Here is a 22,812-nt window from a genome sequence, read left to right on the forward strand (position 1 = left end):
GCCGTCCTTCATTCTTAAAGTGTAGAAAGGACCGGAAAGAGGAGAAAAAAGATGAGCAAAAGGATACTGCTGTTTGCGGGGACGACCGAAGGAAGGGAGCTGGCAGAATTTCTAAGAGGACAGGGAATCAGCGCTTATGTGAGCACTGCCACGGAATATGGCAGGGAATGCGTAGGAGAGGGAGGTAGCATCACGGTCTGCGCAGGAAGGATGGACGAAGGAGATATCCGCACGTTTATCGAGACGCATGCCATAGCGCTGACAATCGACGCGACCCATCCATTTGCGAAAGCGGCTACAGAGAATATCAGGCGTGCCTGCGACGCGTGCGGGACAGAATATATCCGGTGTCTGCGTGCACGGCAGCAGATCGAGGCGGAGGAGGATATGGTGTGGGTCGATTCCGTGGAAGAGGCGGTCGATTACCTGAAGGGGAAGGAGGGCAATATCTTCATATCTACCGGAAGCAGGGACCTGAAGCGCTATACAGAGATACCAGGATACGAGGACAGGTGCTATGCCCGTGTCCTGTCTACAGAAGAGGCGGTAGAAGAAAGTACTGGGCTCGGCTTCAGGGGCAGGCATCTTATCGCGATGCAGGGCCCTTTCTCCAGAGAGCTGAATGTGGCCATGCTCCAGTATGCGCAGGCAGGCTACTTCGTGACAAAAGAGTCGGGGAAGGCCGGCGGGTTCGAGGAAAAGGCGGAGGCCGCAAGGGAGACAGGGGCCGTGCTCGTCGTGATTGGCAGGCCTTTCGAGAGCGGCCTTAATCTGGAAGAGACAAAAGCATATTTGATTGCTTATTCTGCTAAATTATGTTAAAATTCATAGTGAATGAATTCAAATCCAGCAGACGATTTAAGAGAAGGCCGTCTGAAAAAAGACGGCAGGGGAAGCCAGGTGAGAATCCTGCACAATACCCGTTGCTGTATTGGAGGAATGGTATTCCATGAGGTCACTGTAAGGATACTTATGGGAAGGCGGAATACCGTGATGATGCCTAAGTCAGAACACCCGCTTTTAGATGGATTTGGATGGTTACGGGGATATGGCCAGGTGTTTGCTGCGAATCTCTTTTGACTTTGTGGTAAACCTGGAATATTTTCAGAACATCACAAAAGGAGAGAGAAACATGTCAAAAAAAGAAAAAATCTTACTCAAGGCATCGATAGCTTTTGCGCTATTGTTTGCCGTCACGCCGGCTGTGAACGCGATGCACATCATGGAGGGATATCTTCCCCCATCCTACTGTGTCACATGGGGAGTTATCTGTATCCCATTTCTGGCTGCCGGATTCATTTCCCTGAAAAAAAGACTGGAAGAGAATAGGAAATCTATCACACTGATAGCGATGGCAGGTGCGTTTATCTTCGTGATATCTTCCTTGAAGATCCCATCCGTGACAGGAAGCTGCTCGCATATGACAGGAACCGGCCTGGGAGCCATATTGTTCGGCCCTTCGGCAGTCAGCATACTCGGCATCATCGTGCTGCTGTTCCAGGCGGTGCTTCTTGCCCATGGAGGACTGACGACGCTTGGCGCCAACACGTTTTCTATGGCAGTTGCCGGTCCGCTGCTTTCTTTTGGTATCTATAAGATCTGTTCCAGGCTTAAAGTCAACAGAAAAGTGTCCGTATTCCTGGCAGCGTGTCTCGGGGACATCTTCACATATTGCGTGACGAGCATACAGCTTGCACTGGCGTATCCTTCCGAATCCGGCGGGGTGGCAGCTTCTGCCGTGAAGTTTCTCGGAGTGTTCGCGCCGACGCAGCTTCCGCTTGCTGTCATAGAGGGTATCCTGACGGTCGTGATAGTGATCGGCTTGGAATCCTATGCAAGGCCGGAACTGAAAGCGATTGGTTTTTTGAAGGAGGCAAAGTAAGATGACGAAGAATACAAAGACAGTAATAATCTTATTGGCTGCTGCATTATGCATAGCCATCGTCCCATTGTTTGCGCAGAAGGGAGCCGAGTTCGGCGGATCTGATGACGCTGGCAGCGCGATGGTGGAAGAGATTCATGGTGAATATACGCCGTGGTTTACGCCGATACTCGAGACGGCCCTCGGCGGAGAGCTGCCGGGAGAGGTGGAAAGCCTGATCTTCTGCGTCCAGACGGGAATTGGCGTCGGCATCATAGCCTTTGTCATGGGACGCTACGTAGAGAGAAGGAAATGGATGAAGGGCGACGAGGCAGAGAAGGATTGAGTTGGATGAAAGGAGCGGGATATGATTGCTGTAGACAAGCTCTGCTATCGGTCAAAGCTCAGATATGTCAATGCCGGTGAGAAGTTTACATATTCCATGCTGACACTGTTGTTCTGCATTGTCAGCCGTTCGTTTGTGCTTTCCGGGGCTGTGCTTATGGTTAATACCACACTGACCGTAGGAAAGGGAGGCATCCCGCTACGCAGATATATAAGCCTTATGGCAGTCCCGTCTGCATTTCTCATTTTAAGCACGCTTGCAATCATCGTGAATATCTCCAAGATCCCACTGGATGGCTATGCACTACCGGTGGGAACCTTTTTTATCACAGGCAGCAAAGCGTCGGTGCTGTTTGGACTACGTCTTATCGTTACGGCGCTGGCAGCGGTATCCTGCCTTTACTTTCTGTCGCTTAACACGACGATGACGGATATTATGAGCGTACTGGGCGGGCTTCGCTGCCCGAAGATTGTCCTAGAGCTGATGCTGCTGATCTACCGGTATATTTTCGTGCTGATGGAGACGGCGTCGGCCATGCTCGTGTCACAGAAGGCAAGGCTTGGGAATAAGGATCTTAAGACATCGCTAAGATCGTTTGGCAGGATGGGTTCCGGACTCTTGATCAGAGCATTCCAGCGTTCCGGTACCTTGTATGATGCAATGGAGTCAAGGTGTTATGATGGCAGGATACGTGTGCTGGAGGAACAGCATCCGGCGAAGCCTTCAGAGATTGCGCTCATTATCTCGTACGAACTTGTATTGTTAGCGTATACAGTATGGAGAGGGGTGGCATGATGGCAGAATCAGAACAGGTATCGGAAGATATCATAATAGAAGCGAGAGAGGTCCGTTATTCTTATGAGGAAGGCGGGCAGCCGTCGCTGGACGGTGTCAGCCTGAAGATTGAAAGAGGAAAGAAGGTTGCCTTCATGGGAGCCAACGGTTCCGGAAAATCTACGTTCTTCTTGTGCTGCAACGGCATATACAGGCCGGACAGCGGAACGGTGCTCGTTGCCGGACAGCCCATCGACTATTCCAGAAAAGGCCTGATGGCTGTCAGGCGCAGCGTCGGCCTTGTATTCCAGGACCCGGATAACCAGCTGTTTTCTGCAAGCGTCTATCAGGAGATATCTTTTGGGCCGATGAATCTCGGGATACCTGAGGATGAGGTAAGGAGAGAGATTGAACGGGTGATGGACTATCTGGAGATAACACCCTTCCGGGAGCGTCCGGCACACGCTCTTAGCGGAGGGCAGAAGAAGCAGGTCACGATAGCAGATGTCCTTGTCATGCATCCGGATGTCATCATCCTGGATGAACCGGCCTCTGCCCTCGACGCAAAACATACTAAGCTGATGAATCAGATCGTGGACAAGCTTGCCAAGGAGGGCATCACGATATTGATGGCGACGCACGATATCGATTACGCTCTGGAGTGGGCGGATGAGATCGTGCTCATGCATGAGGGAAAGGTGCTGCTTCAGGCGGACCCTGTGACCGTGTGCGAAAGCCGGGAGGCGCTGGCCATGACGAACCAGGAGGAACCTGCGGTGCTGAAGCTTTTCAGGCGGCTGGTGGAAAGAGGCGTCCTGGAGGAAGGCCTCAGGCCGCCTGTGAGCTTTGGACAGCTGGAACGATATATAGCGGAGGGCAGATGATGGAAGGAAAGAAGAACAGGAACAGGGCAATACTCGTCGTAAGCTTCGGAACAAGCCATATGGATGCATTGGAAAAAAGCATAGAGCGGATTGAACTTCACATAGAAGAGGCATTTCCTGAATGCCGGGTTTACCGCGCATTCACAAGCGAGATGATAGTAAGGAAACTGCGCCGGACGAAAGGGCTGCAGTTTCATACTGTAAAAGAAGCCATGGAACAGATGGCTTCGGACGGGATGGAACAGGTTATCGTCCAGCCGACGCATATCATAAACGGCATTGAAAATGACAAGATGATGGATGACCTGATGGAATACACGGACCGGTTTAAGAAGATCAGAGTCGGCAAACCGCTGCTGACGAGCGTGGACGACTATAAAAAGGCAATACACGCAGTGATGGCTGAGGTAAGGCTTGGGGCGGGCGAAGCGCTTGTCCTGATGGGCCACGGCACAGACCATCATGCGAACGCGGCCTATCCGACGCTTGAATATACCTTCCACTCCCTCGGATACAGCCAGGTACTCGTAGGTACGGTGGAAGGCTTTCCGGACTTGAGGAACGTGATGACGAAGCTTGAGATTGCAGGAGTGGAAAAGGTGTCGCTTATGCCGTTCATGCTGGTGGCAGGCGACCATGCCAAGAATGACATGGCAGGAGAAGAAGACTCGTGGAAGACAGAGCTTGAAGCAGCGGGATATGAGGTGAAGCCGCTTGTCAAGGGGCTTGGAGAGATGAAAGGCATCCGCAGCATCTTCGTAGAACATATCGAGATGGTGATGTAGCTGCCAGGAATAGAGAAAGGAGGGTCCGGATGGTGGGAGAAGGCAGCGGCAGGAACAGACAGGTAGTATGGAAGGACCAGAAGCAGATGCGCACCGGCTATACGACCGGAAGCTGCGCGGCAGCGGCGGCCAAGGCTGCTGTCTGCATGCTGCTGTCGGAAGAGCCGGTACATCACGTATCTCTGATGACGCCAAAGGGCGTCAGGCTCTATCTGGACGTGGAAGATATCGAGACCGGCAGGGACTATGTCAGCTGCGGCGTGCGCAAGGACAGCGGGGATGACCCGGATGTGACGGACGGCGTGCTCGTCTGTGCCAGGGTATCCAGATGCAGAGGGGATGCAATCAGCCTGGACGGCGGGACCGGGGTCGGCAGGATTACGAAGAACGGGCTGGAGCAGCCCGTAGGCGCCGCAGCTATCAACAAGGCGCCGCGCCGCATGATCATAGAAGCGGTGGAGGAGCAGAGAAGGAAGTACGGCTGCACGGACGGCATCGCCGTCGTCATCTCTGTGCCGGACGGGGATGAGCTGGCCAAAAAGACGTTCAATCCCCGGCTCGGAATCAAGGGAGGCATCTCCGTGCTCGGGACGAGCGGCATCGTAGAGCCGATGAGCGAGAAAGCGCTTACCGATACGATATATCTGGAGATGAAGGTACTGAAGGAAAACGGGCATGAGTGGTGCTATGTCGTCCCAGGCAACTATGGCAGCGACTTCCTGACAGGGACGCTCGGGTACGACGGCAGTCTTGCGGTGAAGTGCAGCAATTACATCGGGGAGACGATTGACGATGCGGTACGCATCGGCATGAAAGGGATACTGCTCGTCGGGCATATCGGAAAGCTCGTCAAGCTGGCGGCCGGGGTGATGAATACCCATTCAAGGCAGGCAGACTGCCGGATGGAAGTCTTTGCCGCCCATGCTGCCCTTGCCGGGGCGGGCCGGGATACGGTACGGAAGCTGATGGAATGCGTGACCACTGCCGAGGCAGTAGATATCCTGAAGGGGAGCGGTCTGCTCTGGCCCGTCATGCAGACCGTCATGGACCGGATCGACTATCATATCCGGCAGCGTGCGGGGAAGAAGCTGGCCGTCGGCGCCGTCGTCTTTTCTATGGAAGAAGGGATACTCGGAAGCACACCGAGTGCGGCAAAGGTACTGGATCAGATACGGAAGGGGATCAGATAGATGGATGGAACATTTTATGGAGTGGGAGTCGGGCCGGGAGACCCGGAGCTTCTGACGTTGAAGGCAGTCAGGATCATACAGGAATGTGACGTGGTGGCGCTGGCGGTCTCGGACAAGGCGTTCCAGGAGCCGGTGTATGACAGGGAAGGGGCTTCGCAGGAGCTCTGCGGATATCTGCAAAGATGCGTGGCGTATCAGATCGTGCTTCCTGTCATACCGGAACTGGCAGGAAAAAAGAAGCTATTCCTCCCTATGCCCATGATTAAGGAGAAAGAAAAGCTCAGGCAGATTCACGATGCGTGTGCCGATGCGGCAGAGCAGATAATACGGCAGGGAAAAAACGTCGCTTTCATAACGCTTGGAGATCCTGCCATATACTCTACATGCCTGTATGTGCACAAGAGACTGGCTGCAAAAGGGATAAGGACGTGCCTCATTCCCGGCATACCTTCCTTTTGCGCGGCCGCAGCCAGGATGAACGTGGGTCTTGCGGAGAACCGGGAAGAGCTTCATATCATACCGGCCTCTTATGGCGTGGAAGAGAGCCTCGGCCTTAACGGGACGAAGGTGCTTATGAAAGCGGGAGCGAAGATGCCCGACGTGAAGCAGGCCGTGGCAGCAAGGAAGATGGAGATACACATGGTGGAGAACTGCGGCATGCCGGGCGAGCAAATATACGAAAGAGCAGAGGACATACCGGATGACGCAGGATACTATTCTTTGATGATTATTAAGGAGTGAGACGGATGGTCGTATTTGTTGGAGCAGGACCGGGGGCAGAGGACCTCATAACGGTCAGAGGACAGAGGCTTCTTAAGGAAGCTGACATAATCGTATATGCAGGTTCTCTCGTGAACCCTGCGCTTCTGGAAGTAAGAAAGGATTCATGCGACGTATACAACAGTGCATGCATGACTTTGGAGGAGGTGCTCGAGGTCCTCATACAGGGGGCGCGTACAGGAAAGAACGTGGTGCGTCTGCATACGGGAGACCCGTGCCTGTACGGCGCGGTGAAGGAACAGATGGATGCCCTGGCAAAAGAAGGGATACCGTACGAAGCGTGCCCGGGCGTAAGTTCATTCTGCGGCGCGGCTTCAGCCCTTGGGGCAGAATATACGCTGCCCGGCGTCTCCCAGTCTGTTGTCATCACAAGGATGGCAGGCAGGACGCCGGTGCCGGAACAGGAATCGATACGCGGCTTTGCTGCCCACAAAGCTACGATGGTCATCTTTTTGAGCACGGGGATGCTGCCGCAGCTTCAGGAGGAGCTGCTGGCTGGCGGCTATGAGAAGGATACCCCGGCAGCCATCGTCTATAAGGCCACATGGCCTGACGAGAAGGTGTGCCGCTGTACGGTGGAGACGCTGGCCAGGACGGCAGAACGGGAAGGGATTACGAGGACTGCGCTCATCGTCGCAGGAAACGTGCTGGACGGAAGGTACGAGCGGTCCGAATTATATAACCCGGCCTTTTCCACCGGATTCCGTAAAGCTACAGACGGAGGACGGGACCATGAATAGCGTATATGTAGTCGGCATAGGTCCGGGGGGCAGGGACCAGATGACCCGGGAGGCGGAGACGGCGCTTGAGCGATGCAGCGTTATCGCAGGCTACACGGTGTATATTGATCTGATAAAAGACCGATATGCGGACAAGACATTTCTGACCACTCCTATGACACAAGAAGCGAAGCGGTGCCAGATGGCATTTGAAGAGGCGCAAAAAGGCAGGGACGTGTGCATCGTGTGCAGCGGCGATGCAGGCGTGTACGGGATGGCCGGCCTCATGTATGAGATAAAGGAGTCGTATCCGGATGTGGATATCAAAGTGGTGCCTGGCATCACGGCTGCCACAGGGGGGGCGGCTGTGCTTGGGGCGCCGCTCATGCACGACTTTGCGGTCATCAGCTTAAGCGACCTGCTTACACCTTGGGAGAAGATAGAGGCAAGGCTCCGGGCCGCCGCCGCGGCAGACTTTGTCATCTGCCTGTACAACCCGTCCAGCAGGAAGCGCAAAGGATATCTGGAGAAGGCGTGTGGGCTGCTGCTGGAATACAAAAGTAAAGATACCGTCTGCGGAATTGTGCGTAATATCGGGAGGGAGGGAGAGTCCTGTCAGGTGCTGTCCCTGGAAGAGCTGAAACAGACCAAGGCAGATATGTTCACGACCGTATACATCGGCAATGAGCAGACAAGACAGATAGAGGGCAGCATGGTGACGCCAAGAGGGTATCGTGATGTATGAGGAAAAGAGACGGAGAATCAGCCTGACGGGCATTGGGATGGGGGCCGGAACGTCCCTGACCGAAGAGGCCCGCGGGGTGCTGGAGAGCTGCGACTGTATCATCGGGGCAGCCCGCATGACGGAAAGCCTTTCCCGCTTCGGAAAGCCCATGTATGATGCTTACAAGGCAGAAGAGATCAAGGCGATTATCAGAGGGCACGAGGGATTTAGCCATATCGTGGTGGCGCTGTCGGGAGACTGTGGATTTTACAGCGGGGCAAAAGCGCTCGCCGGGGAACTTAGGGAATATGCGGTAGAACTCATACCGGGGATATCATCGGTTGCCTTCCTTGCCTCCAGGCTGCATGTAAGCTGGGAGGACGCGGCGCTTAAGAGCATCCACGGACGGCGGCAGAACTACATCTATGCGATAGCCCACAACGAGAAGACATTCCTGCTTCTGGGCGGGGAAGCATGTGCACGTGAGCTGTGCGAGAAGATAAGGTACTTTGGCCTCGCAGATGTGGAATTCCATATCGGACGGCGGCTCTCCTACGAAGATGAAACCATCCTGTACAGACGTGGAAGTGAACTCATGCCGGAGGACTGTGCAGGGCTTGCCGTGGCATTGGTCCGTAATCCTGCACCCGATAGAAGGGTGGCTGCCTACATAGATGACGAGGCGTTCATCCGGGGCGGCGTACCGATGACGAAAGCGGAGATACGTGCGGTGAGCCTGGCGAAGCTCGGCCTTACACGGGATGCGGTGCTGTATGACATCGGGGCCGGGACAGGTTCCGTATCCGTGGAGGCGGCACTTCGGTCGGGGGAGATGAAGGTGTATGCAGTAGAAAAGAATCCCGAAGCCATACGTCTCCTGGAAGAGAACAGAAGGCAGTTTGGCTGCGATAATATCGAGGTGGTGGAAGGCACCGCACCCGGCGGCTTACAGGCCCTGGAACCTCCCACGCACGTATTTGTCGGGGGGAGCGCGGGGAATCTGCCGGAGATCCTCAAAGCAGTGAAGGAGAAGAATCCGGACGTACGTATTGTAATCAATGCGGCCTCTCTGGAGACGATTGGCGAAGTGATGGAGGCAGAACGGTCAGGTCTTCTGAGCAGCCCGGAGGTGGTGCAGATTGCGGCATCCCGGTCGAGGCGGCTCGGGGCATACCATATGATGACAGCATTGAATCCGGTATATATCGTATCGGACGGAAAGGGGCAGAAGTGATGGAAAGTCCACGATTCATGATAGCGGCCCTGGCTAGTGGAAGCGGGAAGACGGTCATCTCGGCCGGCATCATGTCCGCGCTTGCCGGCCGGGGGCTTAAGGTGGCCGCATGCAAGTGCGGGCCGGATTACATCGATCCGATGTACCACCGGGAAGTGACCGGTATGGCATCTGAGAATCTGGACCTGTTCTTCCTGGACAAGGATGTACTGAAGAAGCTGTTCCTGCGCCATGCCGGGCAGGCAGACGTGGCAGTGATCGAGGGCGTTATGGGATACTATGACGGCATGGCCCTTGACAGTGACAGGGCCAGTTCCTATGCTGTGGCCCGTGCCCTTGACGTTCCGGTCATTCTGACGGTTCCGTGCAAAGGGATGGCCCTGTCCGCCTTCTCCGTGATACTCGGGGCGCTCACCTTCCGAAAAGAGAGCAATATCCGCGGCATACTGCTTAACCGCGTATCAAAGATGCTGTATCCGCAGATGAAGCAGATGATAGAACACGAACTATCTGAAAGAGGGTATTCCGTGCCTGTCGTCGGATACGTGCCGGAAGACGACGTGTTCCGGCTGAAAAGCCGTCATCTCGGACTCGTCCTGCCCCGGGAGGTTCCGCTTATCCGCCGGCAGTTCGAGGAGGCGGGTAAGATGCTGGAAGAGACGGCAGATCTGGATCTGCTGCTGGAGATCGGCAAGCATACGGGAAGGACCGGCAGCAGGGGCAAGATGGGGGACGCAGGCACAGAAAGCCAGGCAGATGCAGGAAGCCGGCAAGGGTCAGGAGGCCGGACGGTAAGAATCGCGCTGGCAAGGGATGAGGCATTCTGCTTTTATTATAAAGATAATCTGGAACTGCTGGAAGATTCAGGCTGCGAGCTCGTACCATTCAGCCCCCTGCATGACGAGAAGCTGCCGGAAGGAATCTCGGGCCTCATCTTGGGAGGGGGGTATCCGGAGCTGTACGCCGGTGGACTCTCGCAGAATGAGAGCATGCGCCGGGATATACGGCACATGGTGGAGGAGGGGCTTCCGTGCCTGGCAGAGTGCGGCGGCTTTATGTACCTCCACAAGGAGATGGAAGGCGCAGATGGCAATCGCTACCCGATGGCAGACGTGATACATGGGAAGGTATCGCGGACACCCCGGCTCGTACGGTTCGGCTACATAGAGCTGTCCGCCCGGGAAGAGGGAGGGTTCCTCCAAGCAGGAGAGACCATCCGGGGACATGAATTTCATTACTTTGACAGTACAGACAACGGAACCGGCTGCATGGCGGTGAAGCCCGGCAGGCAGCGTTCATGGGAATGTATGCATACAGAGGGGAACCTGTTCGCGGGGTTTCCCCACGTACATTACCATTCCAACCCGTCATTTGCACACAGGTTCGTATGCTGCTGCACAGAGTGGACACGAAAGGGATGATGATATGGAACAGACAGTACGCATGTCCGGTGCGTTGATGCCGGAGACGCCGGATATGCTCCGGGGGATGATTCTGCCGGCGGACCGGGTAAGCATGGAGATGGCCAGAAGGCGGTGGAATACAGTGGCGAAGCCGCTGTTCAGCCTTGGAAAGCTGGAAGATGCCGTGATAAGGATAGCTGGCATGAAGCGTGACGCCAGATTCACGCTGCAGAAAAAAGGGCTGATAATCATGTGCGCCGACAACGGAGTGGTGGAAGAGGGCGTGACACAGACCGGACAGGAAGTGACGGCGGTGGTGGCGGATAACTTTACGAAGAAGGCGGCCAGCGTAGCTATCATGAGCGAAGTGGCGGGGGTTGACCTGTTCCCGGTCGATATCGGCATGGCGGTTGACGTGCCTTCCGTTACAAAGCCGGAAGATAAGGTGGCATACGGGACGAAAAATATGCGGAAAGAACCGGCCATGACACGGGACCAGGTATGGCAGGCCGTATTGACAGGGATACGTATGGTGTCCCGGCTGAAAGCGGAAGGATATGACATTGCCGCTACCGGGGAGATGGGTATCGGCAATACGACGACGAGCAGTGCCGTAGCATCCGTGCTGCTGGAAAAGCCGGTGGAAGAAGTGACCGGGAAGGGAGCCGGGCTGAGCAGTGAAGGGCTGGAGCAAAAGATAGCAGTAATCAGGCAGGCGGTCCGTCTGCACCGCCCGGATAAGGATGACGTGCTGGACGTGCTGTCAAAAGTAGGCGGGCTGGATATCGCAGGCCTGACGGGCGTGTACCTTGGCGGCGCGCTGATGCACATGCCGGTTGTGGTGGACGGGTTCATATCTGCCGTCGCGGCGCTCTGTGCGGTGCGCCTCGTTCCCGACGCAAGGGATTATATGCTGCCATCCCACGTATCGAAAGAGCCCGCAGGGCAGATGCTGCTGGATGCCCTTGGCATGTCGCCGTATCTGACGTGTGACATGAACCTCGGGGAAGGGAGCGGGGCAGTGGCGGTGCTTCCGCTGCTCGATATGGGGCTGCTGGTATACAGCAGGATGAGCACCTTTGAGGAAATCAATGTAGAACAATACGAGATGTTGAGATAAAGGGACCGATATGTATCTATATGAATCATTCATCATTGCAATATCCATGTATTCTAAGATTCCCGTTCCACGGGTAGAGTGGAATGAGAAAAATATGAAGTATGCTATCTGTTTTTTTCCTGTAGTCGGGGCTGTGACGGGGATTCTTGTGATGGGCATCGGGAGGATTCTGCTGCATGCCGGCGCAGGCTCCCTTCTGTTTGCGGCTGTCATGACGCTGCTTCCCGTCCTCGTGACAGGCGGCATCCATATGGACGGCTTTATGGACACGCTGGATGCGCTTGGCTCCTATGGCGGCAGGGAGAAGAAGCTGGAGATCCTGAAGGATCCGCACGCCGGCGCGTTTGCAGTCCTTGGCCTGGGCTGCTATCTTCTGTGGAGCGTGGCGGTCTGGAGCGAAGCGGACGCAGACATGCTTCCCGTCATCGGCTGTAGCTATGTGATTTCCAGAGCGTTCAGCGGCTTCTCCGTCGTCACCTTCCAGGCGGCCAGAGATACCGGACTTGCCAGGACGTTTCAGGACGGGGCGGTCAGGAAGACCGTCGGCATCGTGATGCTGATCGTGCTCCTATCGTCTGTCGTCCTTTCGCTTCGACTGGACGTCAGGATGGGGGCCGCGTCGGCAGCGGCGGGCCTATTGAGCTTCTGCTGCTACAAAGCGGTATGCTACAGGCAGTTTGGAGGCATGACGGGAGACCTGGCCGGATATTTCCTTCAGATCTGTGAACTGGCTATGCTCACCGGCATCGTACTGGCAGGGAGGCTGTTATGAAGGTGATATTGATCCGCCACTTTGAGACGCCGGGCAACAGGGAGAGGCGTTACATAGGGCGCACAGACGAGGCGCTTGAAGAAGCAGGACTGATAATGCGTGTCGATGAGGTGCGCAGCCGTCTGGAAATAATAGACCCTGTGGAAGAGGTAGCCGCGAGCCCTATGAAGCGGTGCGTTCAGACAGCGGCGCTGCTCTTTCCGGACAAGAAGCCGCTGCTGCTTGATGAACTGAAGGAATGTGATTTCGGACTGTTTGAAGGCCACAATTATGAGGAGCTGAAAGAGCTGCCGGCATACCGTAACTGGCTTGGTTCCCGGGGAACGCTTCCCTTTCCTGGCGGTGAGGGACATGCGGCATTCCGGTCCCGCTGCGTCCGCGGATTTGATAAGGCGGCAGATGCTTTTCTCAGAGGTAAGTGCGGCTGTGCCGCTATCGTCGCCCACGGCGGCACGGTCATGTCCGTCCTGTCTTGTTATGCTCCCGGACAGAGCGGTTTTTATGACTGGCAGCCCGGCAATGGCGGCGGCTATGTCGTCACTCTGGATGCGGAGGAATGGAAAAAGGGCAAGAAAGGATTCACGGGGATAGAAGCGTTATGATTGCATGGATGGCCTGTATGACAGGATTTATACTTGACTTGATATTCGGGGACCCGGTATGGCTGTACCATCCGGTCAGGCTCATCGGCCGGCTCATTACCCGTCTGGAACAGCTGTCCAGAAAGGTATGCCGGGACAGGGACCGCCGGCTCCTGACCGCCGGCGTACTGATGTGGGTGGCTGTGTGCGTGGTGTCGGCAGCGGTTCCGTGGGTGCTGCTGTACGGGGCGCAAAGCATCCATCCCGCAGTCCGCTATGTGCTGGAGAGCTTCTGGTGCTACCAGCTTCTTGCCGCCAGGTCGCTTGGCCGGGAGAGCAGGAACGTATACAGGGAGCTGAAGGAAGGAAGCCTGGCCGGGGCAAGGAAGGCTGTCTCGATGATAGTGGGGAGGGACACGGCAGCACTTGATGAGGCAGGTGTCATAAAGGCCGCGGTCGAGACCGTGGCAGAGAACACGTCAGACGGGGTGACGGCCCCGCTGTTCTACATGATGCTCGGAGGCGCTCCCCTTGGCTTTTTCTATAAAGCGGTCAACACGATGGATTCCATGATTGGATATAAGGATGAGAGATATCTCTGCCTGGGCAGATGTGCCGCTAAGATGGATGATGTGATGAACTATATCCCGGCACGGCTGTCGGCGCTGCTGATGACGGCGGCGGCGTTCCTGCTTGGGATGGACGGCCGCGGAGCATGGAAGATATACCGCAGGGACAGAAGAAAGCATGCGAGCCCGAACGCGGCGCAGACAGAAGCGGTGTGTGCAGGGGCGCTGCAGATACGTCTTGCGGGGGATGCATGGTACTTCGGCAGACGGTACGCGAAGGAATACATCGGTGATGACATACGGCCTGTGGAAGCGGAGGACATCGTAAGGGCCGGTAAGCTTATGTATGGTACGGCCTTGCTTGCGCTTCTGCTGTTCGGTGCATGGAAAGCGATAGCCATATGGATGCTGTGACGTGGCAGATGGCAGGAGGAGGACAGGATGGAATATTTACATGGCGGTGACATCTATACATATGAGGGCATGATTGACTTTTCCGTCAATATCAACCCTTTCGGCCCGGATGATAAGGTGCTGGAAGCAGTGCAGAGGGCCGCTGCACATATCGGGGAATATCCGGACAGCAGATGCAGGAAGCTCAGGAGCGCTCTGGCCGGACAACACGGCATTCCGGAAGAAATGCTCATATTCGGGAACGGCGCGGCAGAACTCATATTTTCCGTCGTCTTTGCCGAGCGGCCGCGCAAGGCGCTTCTTACTGCGCCGTCCTTCGCGGAGTATGCCCAGGCGCTGAAAGCGGCCGGCTGCGAGATCGTATACCATTATCTGAAAGAGGAAGACCGCTTTCAGCTGACAGAGGGATATATGGAAGAACTGACCGGCGACGTGGACATGATCTTCCTCTGTACTCCGGACAACCCTTCCGGACAGGTAATTGACATGCCACTGCTTCGCCGCATCGTGGACAGATGCGGCGAATGCGGCATACGGATCGTGATAGACGAATGCTTTTATGAATTTCTGGAACACCCGGAAGATATATTGTCAGTAGAGGCCATACTCGATAAGCCGTGGGTCCTGCTGCTCCGGGCATTTACGAAGATGCATGCGGTGCCGGGCCTGCGGCTCGGGTACGGCATCAGTTCCGACAGAGCGCTTCTTGAAAGGATGGAAGGTGTCACGCAGCCGTGGAACGTGTCCGTGGCGGCGCAGGCCGCGGGGCTTGCCGCCCTATCGTCTGCCGGGAGAGCCGGAATGACGAGAGATTATGTGGCACGGGAGCGCAGACGCATGGAGCTTGAGCTGGATCGTATCGGGATTACGTATTGCCCGTCCGCCGTGAACTATATACTGATGTACAGTGATTACGATCTGTCCACGCTTCTGAAGGAGAGGGGCATATTGATCCGGGACTGTTCCAATTATGAGGGACTGAAGAAAGGATATTACCGAACTGCGGTAAAGACCCACGATGAAAACACGGTACTGCTAAAGGCGCTGCAGGAAATCTGCGGGCAGGCATCACGATGCCGGGATAAGGAGGAGACGAAGCATGGCGAGATGCATTATGATACAAGGCACGATGTCCAATGCGGGGAAGAGCATACTGGCAGGCGGCCTGTGCAGGATATTCGCCCAGGACGGCCTGAAGACGGCGCCATTTAAATCTCAGAACATGGCACTCAATTCCTATATCACAAGAGACGGGCTTGAGATGGGCAGGGCGCAGGTGATGCAGGCGGAGGCAGCCGGCGTGGAACCGTCTGTCCTTATGAATCCTGTCCTGCTGAAGCCGACGAGCGATATGGGCTCCCAGGTTATCGTTAACGGGGAGGTGGCAGGGGTGATGACGGCGGCAGAATATTATCGCCGGAAGAGGGAGCTCATACCACATATATTAGATGCATATAACCGGCTGGCGGACGCATATGATGTCATCGTCATAGAGGGAGCCGGGAGCCCTGCGGAGATCAACCTGAAAAGCGGGGATATCGTGAACATGGGGCTGGCCAAGCTTGTGGATGCGCCAGTGCTTCTCGTGGGAGATATCGACAGGGGAGGCGTGTTCGCACAGCTTGTCGGTACATTGGAGCTTCTGGAAGCAAAGGAAAAGCAGCGGATAAAAGGGATGGTTATCAATAAGTTCCGGGGAGACCGGGAGATTCTCCTTCCGGGCCTTCGGATGCTGGAGGAGAGGACCGGGGTCCCCGTGCGGGGCGTGGTGCCGTATTTCCATCTGGACATTGATGAGGAGGACAGCCTGACGGAACGTTTTCAGAAGAAGGAGACAGGCGGGCTTATCGATATAGCCGTCATCCGATTTCCGCGTATCTCTAATTTTACTGATTTTATGGCGCTGGAGTGTATGGAAGAAGTGTCCGTGCGCTACGTCACCTCCCCGGGGGAGTTCGGCACTCCGGACGCGGTTCTTCTTCCGGGAAGCAAGAATACGATTGAGGATCTGCTCTGGATGAGGCAGAGCGGGCTGGAGGCGAAGATTATCCGCCATGGAGCGGCAGGTAAGGCCGTATTCGGCATCTGCGGCGGCTATCAGATGCTCGGGCAGGAAATCTGCGATCCGGCAGGTATAGAACGGAAAGGTACGATGAAGGGGATGGGGCTTCTGCCGGTACGCACGGTATTTGAGCCGGACAAGACGAGGACGAGGGTACAGGGGCGGTTCTGCGACACAGGCGGCATCCTGGGACGCATGAGCGGGCTGCCGGCGGAAGGCTACGAAATCCATATGGGGACGACATCTGCAATCGGGGAGATACAGCCCCTCCTGAAGCTCACGGACGAGAAGACAGGCGTGGAGAAGACGGACGGTGCCATATGTGGGAATGCATATGGATGTTATGTGCACGGCATATTTGACCGGCAGGAGATATCCACGGGCTTCATCGCTTCGCTGCTAGGGGCAAAAGGGATGGGGCCGGATACGGTAAAGGCGCAAGATCTCGCCGCTTACAAGGAAGAGCAGTATGATAAGCTGGCAGAGCTCATGAGGGAAAGCCTCGATATGGACGCCGTATATGACATTCTTGAGAAAGGAAATGAGGCATCATGCAGTCTATAATAAGGATAGGGAGCCGGGAGAGCCGGCTGGCCGTGAGGCAGGCAGAGATCGTGAAGGAGGCGGTGGAAAGCAGCTGCCCGGGAGTCAAGGCAGAGATCGTGACGATGAAGACGAAGGGCGACAGGATTCTGGATCAGAGCCTGGAGCTGATTGGGGGCAAAGGGCTGTTCGTGAAGGAACTGGAGAAAGCGCTGCTGGAAGGAAGCATCGATATCTCCGTCCACAGCCTGAAGGATATGCCCATGGAAGTGCCGGAGGACCTTCCCATCGTCGCTTATGGCGAAAGGGAGGATCCAAGGGATGTGCTCGTCTATAAGCCGGGCCATACGTCTGTACGTGAAGGAGGCGTCATCGGCACATCCAGCAGACGCCGGACGATTCAGCTGAAAAAGCTGTATCCGTCCTGCGTGTTCCGGGGAATCCGCGGCAATGTACAGACAAGGCTGCGCCGGCTTGAAGAGGAAGCGTTTGACGGGACTGTGCTTGCGGCGGCAGGACTCAGGCGGCTTCATATGGAAGCGGTGATCGGAAGAGTGTTCAGCGTGGAAGAGGTGGTTCCTGCCGCAGGGCAGGGGATACTGGCTGTCCAGGGCAGGAAGGGCGAAGATTATTCATGGCTGGCCGCTTATGACTGTAAAAAGAGCCGAGCCGAGGCCGAGGCTGAACGTGCATTTACGGCTGCGCTCGGAGGCGGATGTACATCCCCGATAGCGGCACATGCACAGATGGCAGGAACAGAGCTTCAGCTCACCGGCTTGTATTACGCCGGAGAGGATACATACTGGACGCAGACGAAGACAGGGGATGCCGGGAAGGCGAGAGAGATCGGCCTGGCGCTGGCAGAAGAGATGAGACGGAGGTGACAGGATGGACGGGACAGGAAAGGTATGGCTTGCGGGGGCAGGGCCTGGAGATGCAGGGCTGCTTACCGTCAAGACGAGAGAATTGATAGAGACGGCGGATATCATCGTCTATGATGCATTAATCAGTGCGGAGATACTCAGCCTCATACCGCCGGAAAAAGAAGTGGTCAATGTCGGCAAACGTGCAGGCCGTCATCTTGTGCCGCAGGATGAGATCAATGAGATCCTGCTCAGGGAGGCCAAAAAGGGCAGAAAGGTGCTTCGGCTCAAAGGAGGGGACCCCTTTGTATTCGGGCGAGGGGGAGAAGAGCTGGAGCTTCTTGCGGAACATCAGGTTCCGTTTGAAATCGTACCGGGAATCACGTCAGCATCTGCAGTTCCCGCCTATGCCGGGATTCCGGTCACCCACCGGGACTATGCGTCTTCCCTCCATATTGTCACCGGACATCCGAGACAGGGCGGTTCAGAGACGATAGACTATGCCTCCCTCGTGAAAGGGAAGGGTACGCTCGTCTTTCTCATGGGTATCACCGCCATGGAGGCAATCTTGGACGGTCTGATGGATGCGGGGCTGGATGGGGATACGCCGGCGGCAGTGATTGAAAATGGAACGCTCGCCGGGCAGCGCCGTGTCGTCTCTGCCGCGGGCCGCCTGGCAGAGGAGGCCCACAGGGCGGGTATCGGACCGCCAGCGGTAATCGTCGTAGGGGAGGTGTGCAGGCTGGCGGACCGTTTCCACTGGGCCGAAGACCGCCCGCTTGGAGGAAAGCAGATACTGGTTACCCGGCCCCGGCAGAGCAGTTCCGCTCTTGCCGGCAAGCTCAGGGCACTCGGCGCACAGGTCATAGAACTCCCTTCTATTGCTACAAAGGTGATATCCCCGAATACCGCACTGCAGCGTGGGATGAAGCAGTTTGGAACCCGGGCCGCGCAGGAGTGGCTTTTATTCACAAGCCCGGCAGGCGTCCGTATCTTTTTTGAAGAGATGACAGAGCTTAAGATGGATATGAGGCATATGCTCGGCGGTCCTGCACAGGTGAAGGTCGGCGCCATCGGCTCTGCCACCGAGAGGGCGCTTAAGGGATACGGCATATTGGCGGACGTCGTGCCTGATGTATATTGCGCGGCCTGTCTCGGAGAAGCCGTCGCCGCACATGCGATGCCGGGGAGCAAGGTGACGGTCGTCCGCGCGATGTCCGGCTCGGAAGAGCTTCTCCCGCCTCTTTTAAAAGCAGGGCTTGATGTGGACGACATCCCATTGTATGAGACCGTATATGAGGCACATGAGCAGATAAAGGAGAAGATAGAAGCTCTGTTTAAACAAGGCCAGATTGACGCGGTTACATTTACGAGCGCGTCTACGGTCAAAGGCTTTGTACATACGATGGACCGACTGGACTTCCATAAGATACATGCGGTCTGTATCGGAGAACAGACGGCAGCGGAAGCCGAAAAGTACAGGATGCATATCACCGTGGCCAAAGAGGCGTCTATCGAGAGCATGACAGCATGCATGCTGGAGAACCTGGGAACGAAGGAAAGATAAGCACAGGCACAACGTACGAAAGGAGGAAACCGAATGGGAAGATACATATTAAAGAGGGTACTGGTCGGATTCCTTGCCCTATTCGTGCTCGTCACCGCATCCTTTTTTCTGACAAGGATAATGCCGGGCAGTCCGTTCCAGAGCGGAACGGTATCGGAGCAGGTCCTCTCGGCGCTGGAAGAGGAATACGGGCTTGATAGGCCGCCGGCCGGGCAGTATGTGGTCTATCTCGGCAACCTCCTTCACGGCGACTTCGGAATGTCATATAAGAAGCCAGGGGTGTCTGTAGCCGCGGTGATTGGCCGGGCATGGCCGGTGACCGCCGCCCTTGGTTTTCTTGCCATACTCCTTGCCGCAGTGTTCGGTACGGCAGCAGGCATATGGCAGGCGACCACGGAAAAGAAGGCCGTCAAGGGCGGGATATTTCTGGGCACCATGCTTGGAACAGGCATCCCCAATTTCGCTATCGCGCTTCTGCTTGCCCTGCTATTTGGCGTAAAACTGAAACTTCTTCCCATAGCGGGGCTCTCAGGGGTGGCGAATTATGTGCTTCCGGCGGTTTCCCTGGCACTGTACCCGGCTTCTGTAATCACGAGGATGATTCATAACACATTCCGTGATGAGATGGGGCGGGACTATGTAGCGCTGGCCAGGGCAAAAGGGCTTAGGTGGCGGAGGATCCTTCTGACACATGTATTGAAGAATGCCTGGCTGCCGGTCCTGAACTATATCGGCCCGGCTGCCGCCTTTCTGCTGACCGGCAGTTTCGTGGTGGAGAGTATATTTACCATTCCTGGGCTTGGACGTGAGTTTGTCACATCCATTGCGAACCGTGACTATACGCTCATATTAGGGCTTACGACATTTATGGGTGCCGTCGTCATCGGGATCAACATCATTACGGACGTGCTCGGCGCATGGCTGGATCCAAGGATAAGGAGGACATGCAGTTGAAAACGTATTTCAGAAAGAATCCTATGTTAGCCTCCGGTATCGTCCTGCTGGCCGTAATGGTACTGCTCTCGGTCCTTATACCGGCATTGTCCCCCTATGCGGCTACGGCTCAGAATGCGGAACTAAGAAACGCCCCGTCCTCCTTTTCGCACCTTTTTGGCACGGATAAGTTTGGCAGGGATATCTTCGTGCGGGTGTTTGCCGGGACAAGAATCAGCATCGCCGTCGGCATAGGCAGCGCCCTGATCTGCGGCGTGGCCGGCATCCTGTATGGGTGCGCCGCCGGCTATGCGGGAGGAAAGGCCGACATGCTGCTCATGCGCGCGGCAGATGTCATCGATGCGATACCGTCCCTTCTCTATGTCATCCTGATTATGCTTGTCATGGGCGCAAGCATAGGCAGCATACTGCTCGGCATCTGTATCGGCGGATGGGTAGGGCTGGCGCGCGTCGTAAGGGGGGAAATCATACGGCTGAAAGCAGAAGATTTCTGTACGGCCGCCCGCCTCCTCGGCGTGGGTAACGGAAGGATTCTCTTTATCCATCTCCTTCCCAATGCGGCAGGTCCGATTATCGTGAACCTTACCCTTCTCATACCGAAAGCGATGTTCACAGAAGCGTTTCTGAGCTTTGTAGGGGTCGGCATCATGGCGCCGGCAGCAAGCCTCGGGACGCTCATACAAGAAGCGAGGAGCCAGATACAGGTGGCGCCGTCACAGATGCTATATCCCATCCTCGTATTGTGCATACTGATTCTCTCGGTCAATTTGACAGGCGCGGGTCTTGAGAAGACCATCGGCCGCGCGGAGGAAGGAAGGTGGTAAGATGAGTCTGCTGCATATACGTGATCTGAACGTACAGTTTCATGACAAAGAGAAGGGACAGGAAGCGGTCCGGCATCTGTCCTTCGATGCCGCACCCGGCGAGATTGTGGGCATCGTGGGAGAGTCGGGCTCTGGAAAGAGTACGGCTATGCAGGCAGTTCTCGGACTGCTGCCGGACTGCGCAGAGACGGTCTGCGGGGAGATATTGCTTGGGGACGCAGACATCACTCCGCCGCTGCCGGGAGAGAGCAGGAAAGAATATGAGCGGAAGATGGATTGCATCCGGGGCAATAAAATCGCCATGGTATTCCAGAACCCGCAGACGAGTCTGAACCCGACCGTCAAGATCGGCCGCCAGATAGTGGAGACGATACGTGCGCACAGCCACTGCAGCCGTACAGCTGCCAGAAGACGGGCAGCGGAGCTATTGGATATGGCAGGGATCCATGACGGCGAATCACAGATGGACAAGTATCCGTTTGAACTGTCCGGCGGCATGTGCCAGCGTGTGGGAATAGCCATAGCGCTGTCCTGCGGACCGGAGCTGCTTATCGCCGATGAGCCGACGACTGCCCTCGATGCGACGGTGGAGAAGCAGATGCTGGAGCTGTTCCGGCGGATCGTACAGGAGACGGGCACTGCCGTCCTCTTTGTGAGCCATAATCTCGGAGTCATCGCCTCCCTCTGCGACAGAGTCCTCGTCATGCACGACGGTACACTGGCGGAAGAAGGCTTGGTGGAAGATATCTTTTATAACCCGCAGCATGCATACACGAAGACACTGCTTGCACGTGCAAAGGAGCTTCAGAAGCTGTCCGCCTGCCGGGGAGATCAGAAGAAGCTTCTGGAAGTGTCCCACGTGAGCAGATGCTTTGCCGGGACCGGCGGCCCCGGCAGGCGGGACATGACAGAGGCTGTGCGGGATGTCACCTTCCATATACGAAGAGGCGAGACCTTTGGGCTTGTAGGGGAAAGCGGCTGCGGGAAATCTACGCTGGCACGTATGGTTACGGGTATCTTAGCGCCTACCCGCGGCACGGTCCTGTATGAGGGGGCAGCACAGCCGGTACGGCCGGGGAAACAGAACCGGCGTGTCCAGATGGTCTTTCAGAATCCGTACGCTTCCCTGAATCCTCGGATGACGGTACGGGATATGCTGGAGGAACCGCTCCTCTTAAATACGGACATGACAGAGCAGGAACGCAGAGAAAAGGTAGACAGCATGCTGACCCTCGTGGGGCTGGATCCGGAGGAGGCGCAGAGATACCCGCGTGCATTCTCCGGCGGGGAACGGCAGAGAATCGGCATCGCACGTGCGCTTATGCTGGAACCTGGACTGCTCGTGTGCGATGAGCCGGTATCGGCGCTGGATATGCCCATACAGGAACAGATATTGGAATTACTGGAAGAGCTTCAGGACAGCCGTGGAATTACATGCCTGTTCATCTCCCATGACCTGAATGTCGTTAAACGGATCAGCAGCAGGATAGGAGTCATGTATGCGGGCAGCATCGTGGAGACGGGACACACAAAAGATGTATATAATGATCCGTGGCATCCGTATACGAAAGCGCTGCTATCCTCTGTCCTCGTCCCGGATCCGGTTAAGGCAAGAAGGAAGAAGGGAATGCCGCACAGGGAGGAGCAGAAGGCAGAAGCCTTTGATGCCGGGGGATGTCCGTTCGCGCATAGATGTGGCTATGCGCTGGAGTGCTGCTACACGGACAGGCCTAAGAACTGCCGGTTCGATGGGCGGGAGGTCGCCTGCTTCCTTTATTCGGAAGAATATACGGGAAAGAGGAGCAGAGGTTACAGGATGACATCACAGATATAAGGAGAAAAG

The 22,812-nt window shown here is 56.0% G+C and carries 23 protein-coding genes and 1 riboswitch; all 23 genes read left to right on the top strand.

Annotated features, from left to right (window positions below; all coding sequences use genetic code 11):
- The first annotated feature begins 51 nt into the window (after positions 1–51).
- The 23 genes from cobK (at position 52) to E1963_RS12140 (ending at position 22,803) form a co-directional block, all read left to right on the top strand.
- The gene (gene cobK / locus E1963_RS12030; protein WP_132278272.1) at positions 52–822 is read left to right on the top strand and encodes a precorrin-6A reductase; all 771 of its coding nucleotides are present in this window, start codon (positions 52–54) and stop codon (positions 820–822) included.
- A 23-nt stretch (positions 823–845) separates the two neighbouring features.
- Positions 846–1,036: riboswitch (cobalamin riboswitch) on the top strand.
- A gap of 96 nt (positions 1,037–1,132) precedes the next feature.
- Complete coding sequence (locus E1963_RS12035; RefSeq protein ID WP_132278274.1) at positions 1,133–1,882, top strand: energy-coupling factor ABC transporter permease; 750 nt, start codon at positions 1,133–1,135, stop codon at positions 1,880–1,882.
- A 1-nt stretch (position 1,883) separates the two neighbouring features.
- Entirely contained in the window at positions 1,884–2,207 is a 324-nt protein-coding gene (locus E1963_RS12040; RefSeq protein WP_132278276.1) for an energy-coupling factor ABC transporter substrate-binding protein, read from the top strand.
- 21 nt (positions 2,208–2,228) lie between these two features.
- The gene (cbiQ, locus tag E1963_RS12045) at positions 2,229–3,002 is read left to right on the top strand and encodes a cobalt ECF transporter T component CbiQ (RefSeq protein ID WP_132278278.1); all 774 of its coding nucleotides are present in this window, start codon (positions 2,229–2,231) and stop codon (positions 3,000–3,002) included.
- Entirely contained in the window at positions 2,999–3,865 is an 867-nt protein-coding gene (locus E1963_RS12050) for an energy-coupling factor ABC transporter ATP-binding protein (protein ID WP_243117707.1), read from the top strand. The genes cbiQ and E1963_RS12050 overlap by 4 nt, the downstream gene beginning before the upstream one ends.
- Complete coding sequence (locus E1963_RS12055) at positions 3,862–4,650, top strand: sirohydrochlorin cobaltochelatase (RefSeq protein ID WP_132278280.1); 789 nt, start codon at positions 3,862–3,864, stop codon at positions 4,648–4,650. The genes E1963_RS12050 and E1963_RS12055 overlap by 4 nt, the downstream gene beginning before the upstream one ends.
- Before the next feature lie 29 nt (positions 4,651–4,679).
- Positions 4,680–5,840 (top strand): cobalt-precorrin-5B (C(1))-methyltransferase CbiD, encoded by a 1,161-nt coding sequence (gene cbiD, locus E1963_RS12060; protein WP_132278282.1) that lies wholly within the window; start codon positions 4,680–4,682, stop codon positions 5,838–5,840.
- Complete coding sequence (cobI, locus tag E1963_RS12065; RefSeq protein WP_132278284.1) at positions 5,841–6,581, top strand: precorrin-2 C(20)-methyltransferase; 741 nt, start codon at positions 5,841–5,843, stop codon at positions 6,579–6,581.
- 5 nt (positions 6,582–6,586) lie between these two features.
- Positions 6,587–7,360, top strand: a complete 774-nt coding sequence (cobM, locus tag E1963_RS12070) for a precorrin-4 C(11)-methyltransferase (RefSeq protein WP_132278286.1) — start codon at positions 6,587–6,589, stop codon at positions 7,358–7,360.
- Positions 7,353–8,084, top strand: coding sequence for a precorrin-3B C(17)-methyltransferase (gene cobJ / locus E1963_RS12075; protein WP_132278288.1), 732 nt, complete (start codon positions 7,353–7,355; stop codon positions 8,082–8,084). The genes cobM and cobJ overlap by 8 nt, the downstream gene beginning before the upstream one ends.
- Complete coding sequence (gene cbiT / locus E1963_RS12080; protein WP_132278290.1) at positions 8,077–9,297, top strand: precorrin-6Y C5,15-methyltransferase (decarboxylating) subunit CbiT; 1,221 nt, start codon at positions 8,077–8,079, stop codon at positions 9,295–9,297. The genes cobJ and cbiT overlap by 8 nt, the downstream gene beginning before the upstream one ends.
- Positions 9,297–10,718, top strand: a complete 1,422-nt coding sequence (locus tag E1963_RS12085) for a cobyrinic acid a,c-diamide synthase CobB (RefSeq protein WP_132278292.1) — start codon at positions 9,297–9,299, stop codon at positions 10,716–10,718. The genes cbiT and E1963_RS12085 overlap by 1 nt, the downstream gene beginning before the upstream one ends.
- Before the next feature lie 37 nt (positions 10,719–10,755).
- Positions 10,756–11,820: a nicotinate-nucleotide--dimethylbenzimidazole phosphoribosyltransferase gene (cobT, locus tag E1963_RS12090; protein ID WP_414655372.1), complete on the top strand. Its 1,065-nt coding sequence runs from the start codon at positions 10,756–10,758 to the stop codon at positions 11,818–11,820.
- Between the two features lie 10 nt (positions 11,821–11,830).
- Positions 11,831–12,592 (top strand): adenosylcobinamide-GDP ribazoletransferase, encoded by a 762-nt coding sequence (locus tag E1963_RS12095; RefSeq protein WP_132278294.1) that lies wholly within the window; start codon positions 11,831–11,833, stop codon positions 12,590–12,592.
- A complete protein-coding gene (locus tag E1963_RS12100; RefSeq protein WP_132278296.1) occupies positions 12,589–13,194 on the top strand; it encodes a histidine phosphatase family protein in 606 nt (201 codons plus the stop codon). Before E1963_RS12095 ends, E1963_RS12100 begins: the two co-directional genes overlap by 4 nt.
- Entirely contained in the window at positions 13,191–14,156 is a 966-nt protein-coding gene (cbiB, locus tag E1963_RS12105; RefSeq protein ID WP_132278397.1) for an adenosylcobinamide-phosphate synthase CbiB, read from the top strand. The genes E1963_RS12100 and cbiB overlap by 4 nt, the downstream gene beginning before the upstream one ends.
- A 27-nt stretch (positions 14,157–14,183) precedes the next feature.
- Positions 14,184–15,368: a pyridoxal phosphate-dependent aminotransferase gene (locus tag E1963_RS12110; protein ID WP_132278298.1), complete on the top strand. Its 1,185-nt coding sequence runs from the start codon at positions 14,184–14,186 to the stop codon at positions 15,366–15,368.
- On the top strand, positions 15,256–16,782 hold the full coding sequence (locus E1963_RS12115) for a cobyric acid synthase (RefSeq protein WP_132278300.1): 1,527 nt from the start codon (positions 15,256–15,258) through the stop codon (positions 16,780–16,782). Before E1963_RS12110 ends, E1963_RS12115 begins: the two co-directional genes overlap by 113 nt.
- Positions 16,770–17,645: a hydroxymethylbilane synthase gene (hemC, locus tag E1963_RS12120; RefSeq protein ID WP_132278302.1), complete on the top strand. Its 876-nt coding sequence runs from the start codon at positions 16,770–16,772 to the stop codon at positions 17,643–17,645. Before E1963_RS12115 ends, hemC begins: the two co-directional genes overlap by 13 nt.
- Positions 17,646–17,649: 4 nt before the next feature.
- Complete coding sequence (cobA, locus tag E1963_RS12125) at positions 17,650–19,191, top strand: uroporphyrinogen-III C-methyltransferase (protein ID WP_132278304.1); 1,542 nt, start codon at positions 17,650–17,652, stop codon at positions 19,189–19,191.
- Positions 19,192–19,224: 33 nt separating this feature from the next.
- A complete protein-coding gene (locus E1963_RS12130; protein WP_132278306.1) occupies positions 19,225–20,145 on the top strand; it encodes an ABC transporter permease in 921 nt (306 codons plus the stop codon).
- A complete protein-coding gene (locus tag E1963_RS12135) occupies positions 20,136–20,969 on the top strand; it encodes an ABC transporter permease (protein WP_243117708.1) in 834 nt (277 codons plus the stop codon). Before E1963_RS12130 ends, E1963_RS12135 begins: the two co-directional genes overlap by 10 nt.
- A 1-nt stretch (position 20,970) precedes the next feature.
- Positions 20,971–22,803, top strand: coding sequence for an ABC transporter ATP-binding protein (locus tag E1963_RS12140; RefSeq protein WP_132278310.1), 1,833 nt, complete (start codon positions 20,971–20,973; stop codon positions 22,801–22,803).
- Positions 22,804–22,812 lie beyond the last annotated feature (9 nt).

This window comes from Extibacter muris, from assembly GCF_004345005.1.
GTDB classification, from domain to species: domain Bacteria; phylum Bacillota; class Clostridia; order Lachnospirales; family Lachnospiraceae; genus Extibacter; species Extibacter muris.

Bases quoted from the DNA above. Each gene is read 5' to 3' on its own strand.
- cobK (WP_132278272.1), top strand. From the start codon at position 52: ATGAGCAAAAGGATACTGCTGTTTGCGGGGACGACCGAAGGAAGGGAG.
- E1963_RS12035 (WP_132278274.1), top strand. From the start codon at position 1,133: ATGTCAAAAAAAGAAAAAATCTTACTCAAGGCATCGATAGCTTTTGCG.
- E1963_RS12040 (WP_132278276.1), top strand. From the start codon at position 1,884: ATGACGAAGAATACAAAGACAGTAATAATCTTATTGGCTGCTGCATTA.
- cbiQ (WP_132278278.1), top strand. From the start codon at position 2,229: ATGATTGCTGTAGACAAGCTCTGCTATCGGTCAAAGCTCAGATATGTC.
- E1963_RS12050 (WP_243117707.1), top strand. From the start codon at position 2,999: ATGATGGCAGAATCAGAACAGGTATCGGAAGATATCATAATAGAAGCG.
- E1963_RS12055 (WP_132278280.1), top strand. From the start codon at position 3,862: ATGATGGAAGGAAAGAAGAACAGGAACAGGGCAATACTCGTCGTAAGC.
- cbiD (WP_132278282.1), top strand. From the start codon at position 4,680: ATGGTGGGAGAAGGCAGCGGCAGGAACAGACAGGTAGTATGGAAGGAC.
- cobI (WP_132278284.1), top strand. From the start codon at position 5,841: ATGGATGGAACATTTTATGGAGTGGGAGTCGGGCCGGGAGACCCGGAG.
- cobM (WP_132278286.1), top strand. From the start codon at position 6,587: ATGGTCGTATTTGTTGGAGCAGGACCGGGGGCAGAGGACCTCATAACG.
- cobJ (WP_132278288.1), top strand. From the start codon at position 7,353: ATGAATAGCGTATATGTAGTCGGCATAGGTCCGGGGGGCAGGGACCAG.
- cbiT (WP_132278290.1), top strand. From the start codon at position 8,077: ATGTATGAGGAAAAGAGACGGAGAATCAGCCTGACGGGCATTGGGATG.
- E1963_RS12085 (WP_132278292.1), top strand. From the start codon at position 9,297: ATGGAAAGTCCACGATTCATGATAGCGGCCCTGGCTAGTGGAAGCGGG.
- cobT (WP_414655372.1), top strand. From the start codon at position 10,756: ATGCCGGAGACGCCGGATATGCTCCGGGGGATGATTCTGCCGGCGGAC.
- E1963_RS12095 (WP_132278294.1), top strand. From the start codon at position 11,831: ATGTATCTATATGAATCATTCATCATTGCAATATCCATGTATTCTAAG.
- E1963_RS12100 (WP_132278296.1), top strand. From the start codon at position 12,589: ATGAAGGTGATATTGATCCGCCACTTTGAGACGCCGGGCAACAGGGAG.
- cbiB (WP_132278397.1), top strand. From the start codon at position 13,191: ATGATTGCATGGATGGCCTGTATGACAGGATTTATACTTGACTTGATA.
- E1963_RS12110 (WP_132278298.1), top strand. From the start codon at position 14,184: ATGGAATATTTACATGGCGGTGACATCTATACATATGAGGGCATGATT.
- E1963_RS12115 (WP_132278300.1), top strand. From the start codon at position 15,256: ATGGCGAGATGCATTATGATACAAGGCACGATGTCCAATGCGGGGAAG.
- hemC (WP_132278302.1), top strand. From the start codon at position 16,770: ATGCAGTCTATAATAAGGATAGGGAGCCGGGAGAGCCGGCTGGCCGTG.
- cobA (WP_132278304.1), top strand. From the start codon at position 17,650: ATGGACGGGACAGGAAAGGTATGGCTTGCGGGGGCAGGGCCTGGAGAT.
- E1963_RS12130 (WP_132278306.1), top strand. From the start codon at position 19,225: ATGGGAAGATACATATTAAAGAGGGTACTGGTCGGATTCCTTGCCCTA.
- E1963_RS12135 (WP_243117708.1), top strand. From the start codon at position 20,136: ATGCAGTTGAAAACGTATTTCAGAAAGAATCCTATGTTAGCCTCCGGT.
- E1963_RS12140 (WP_132278310.1), top strand. From the start codon at position 20,971: ATGAGTCTGCTGCATATACGTGATCTGAACGTACAGTTTCATGACAAA.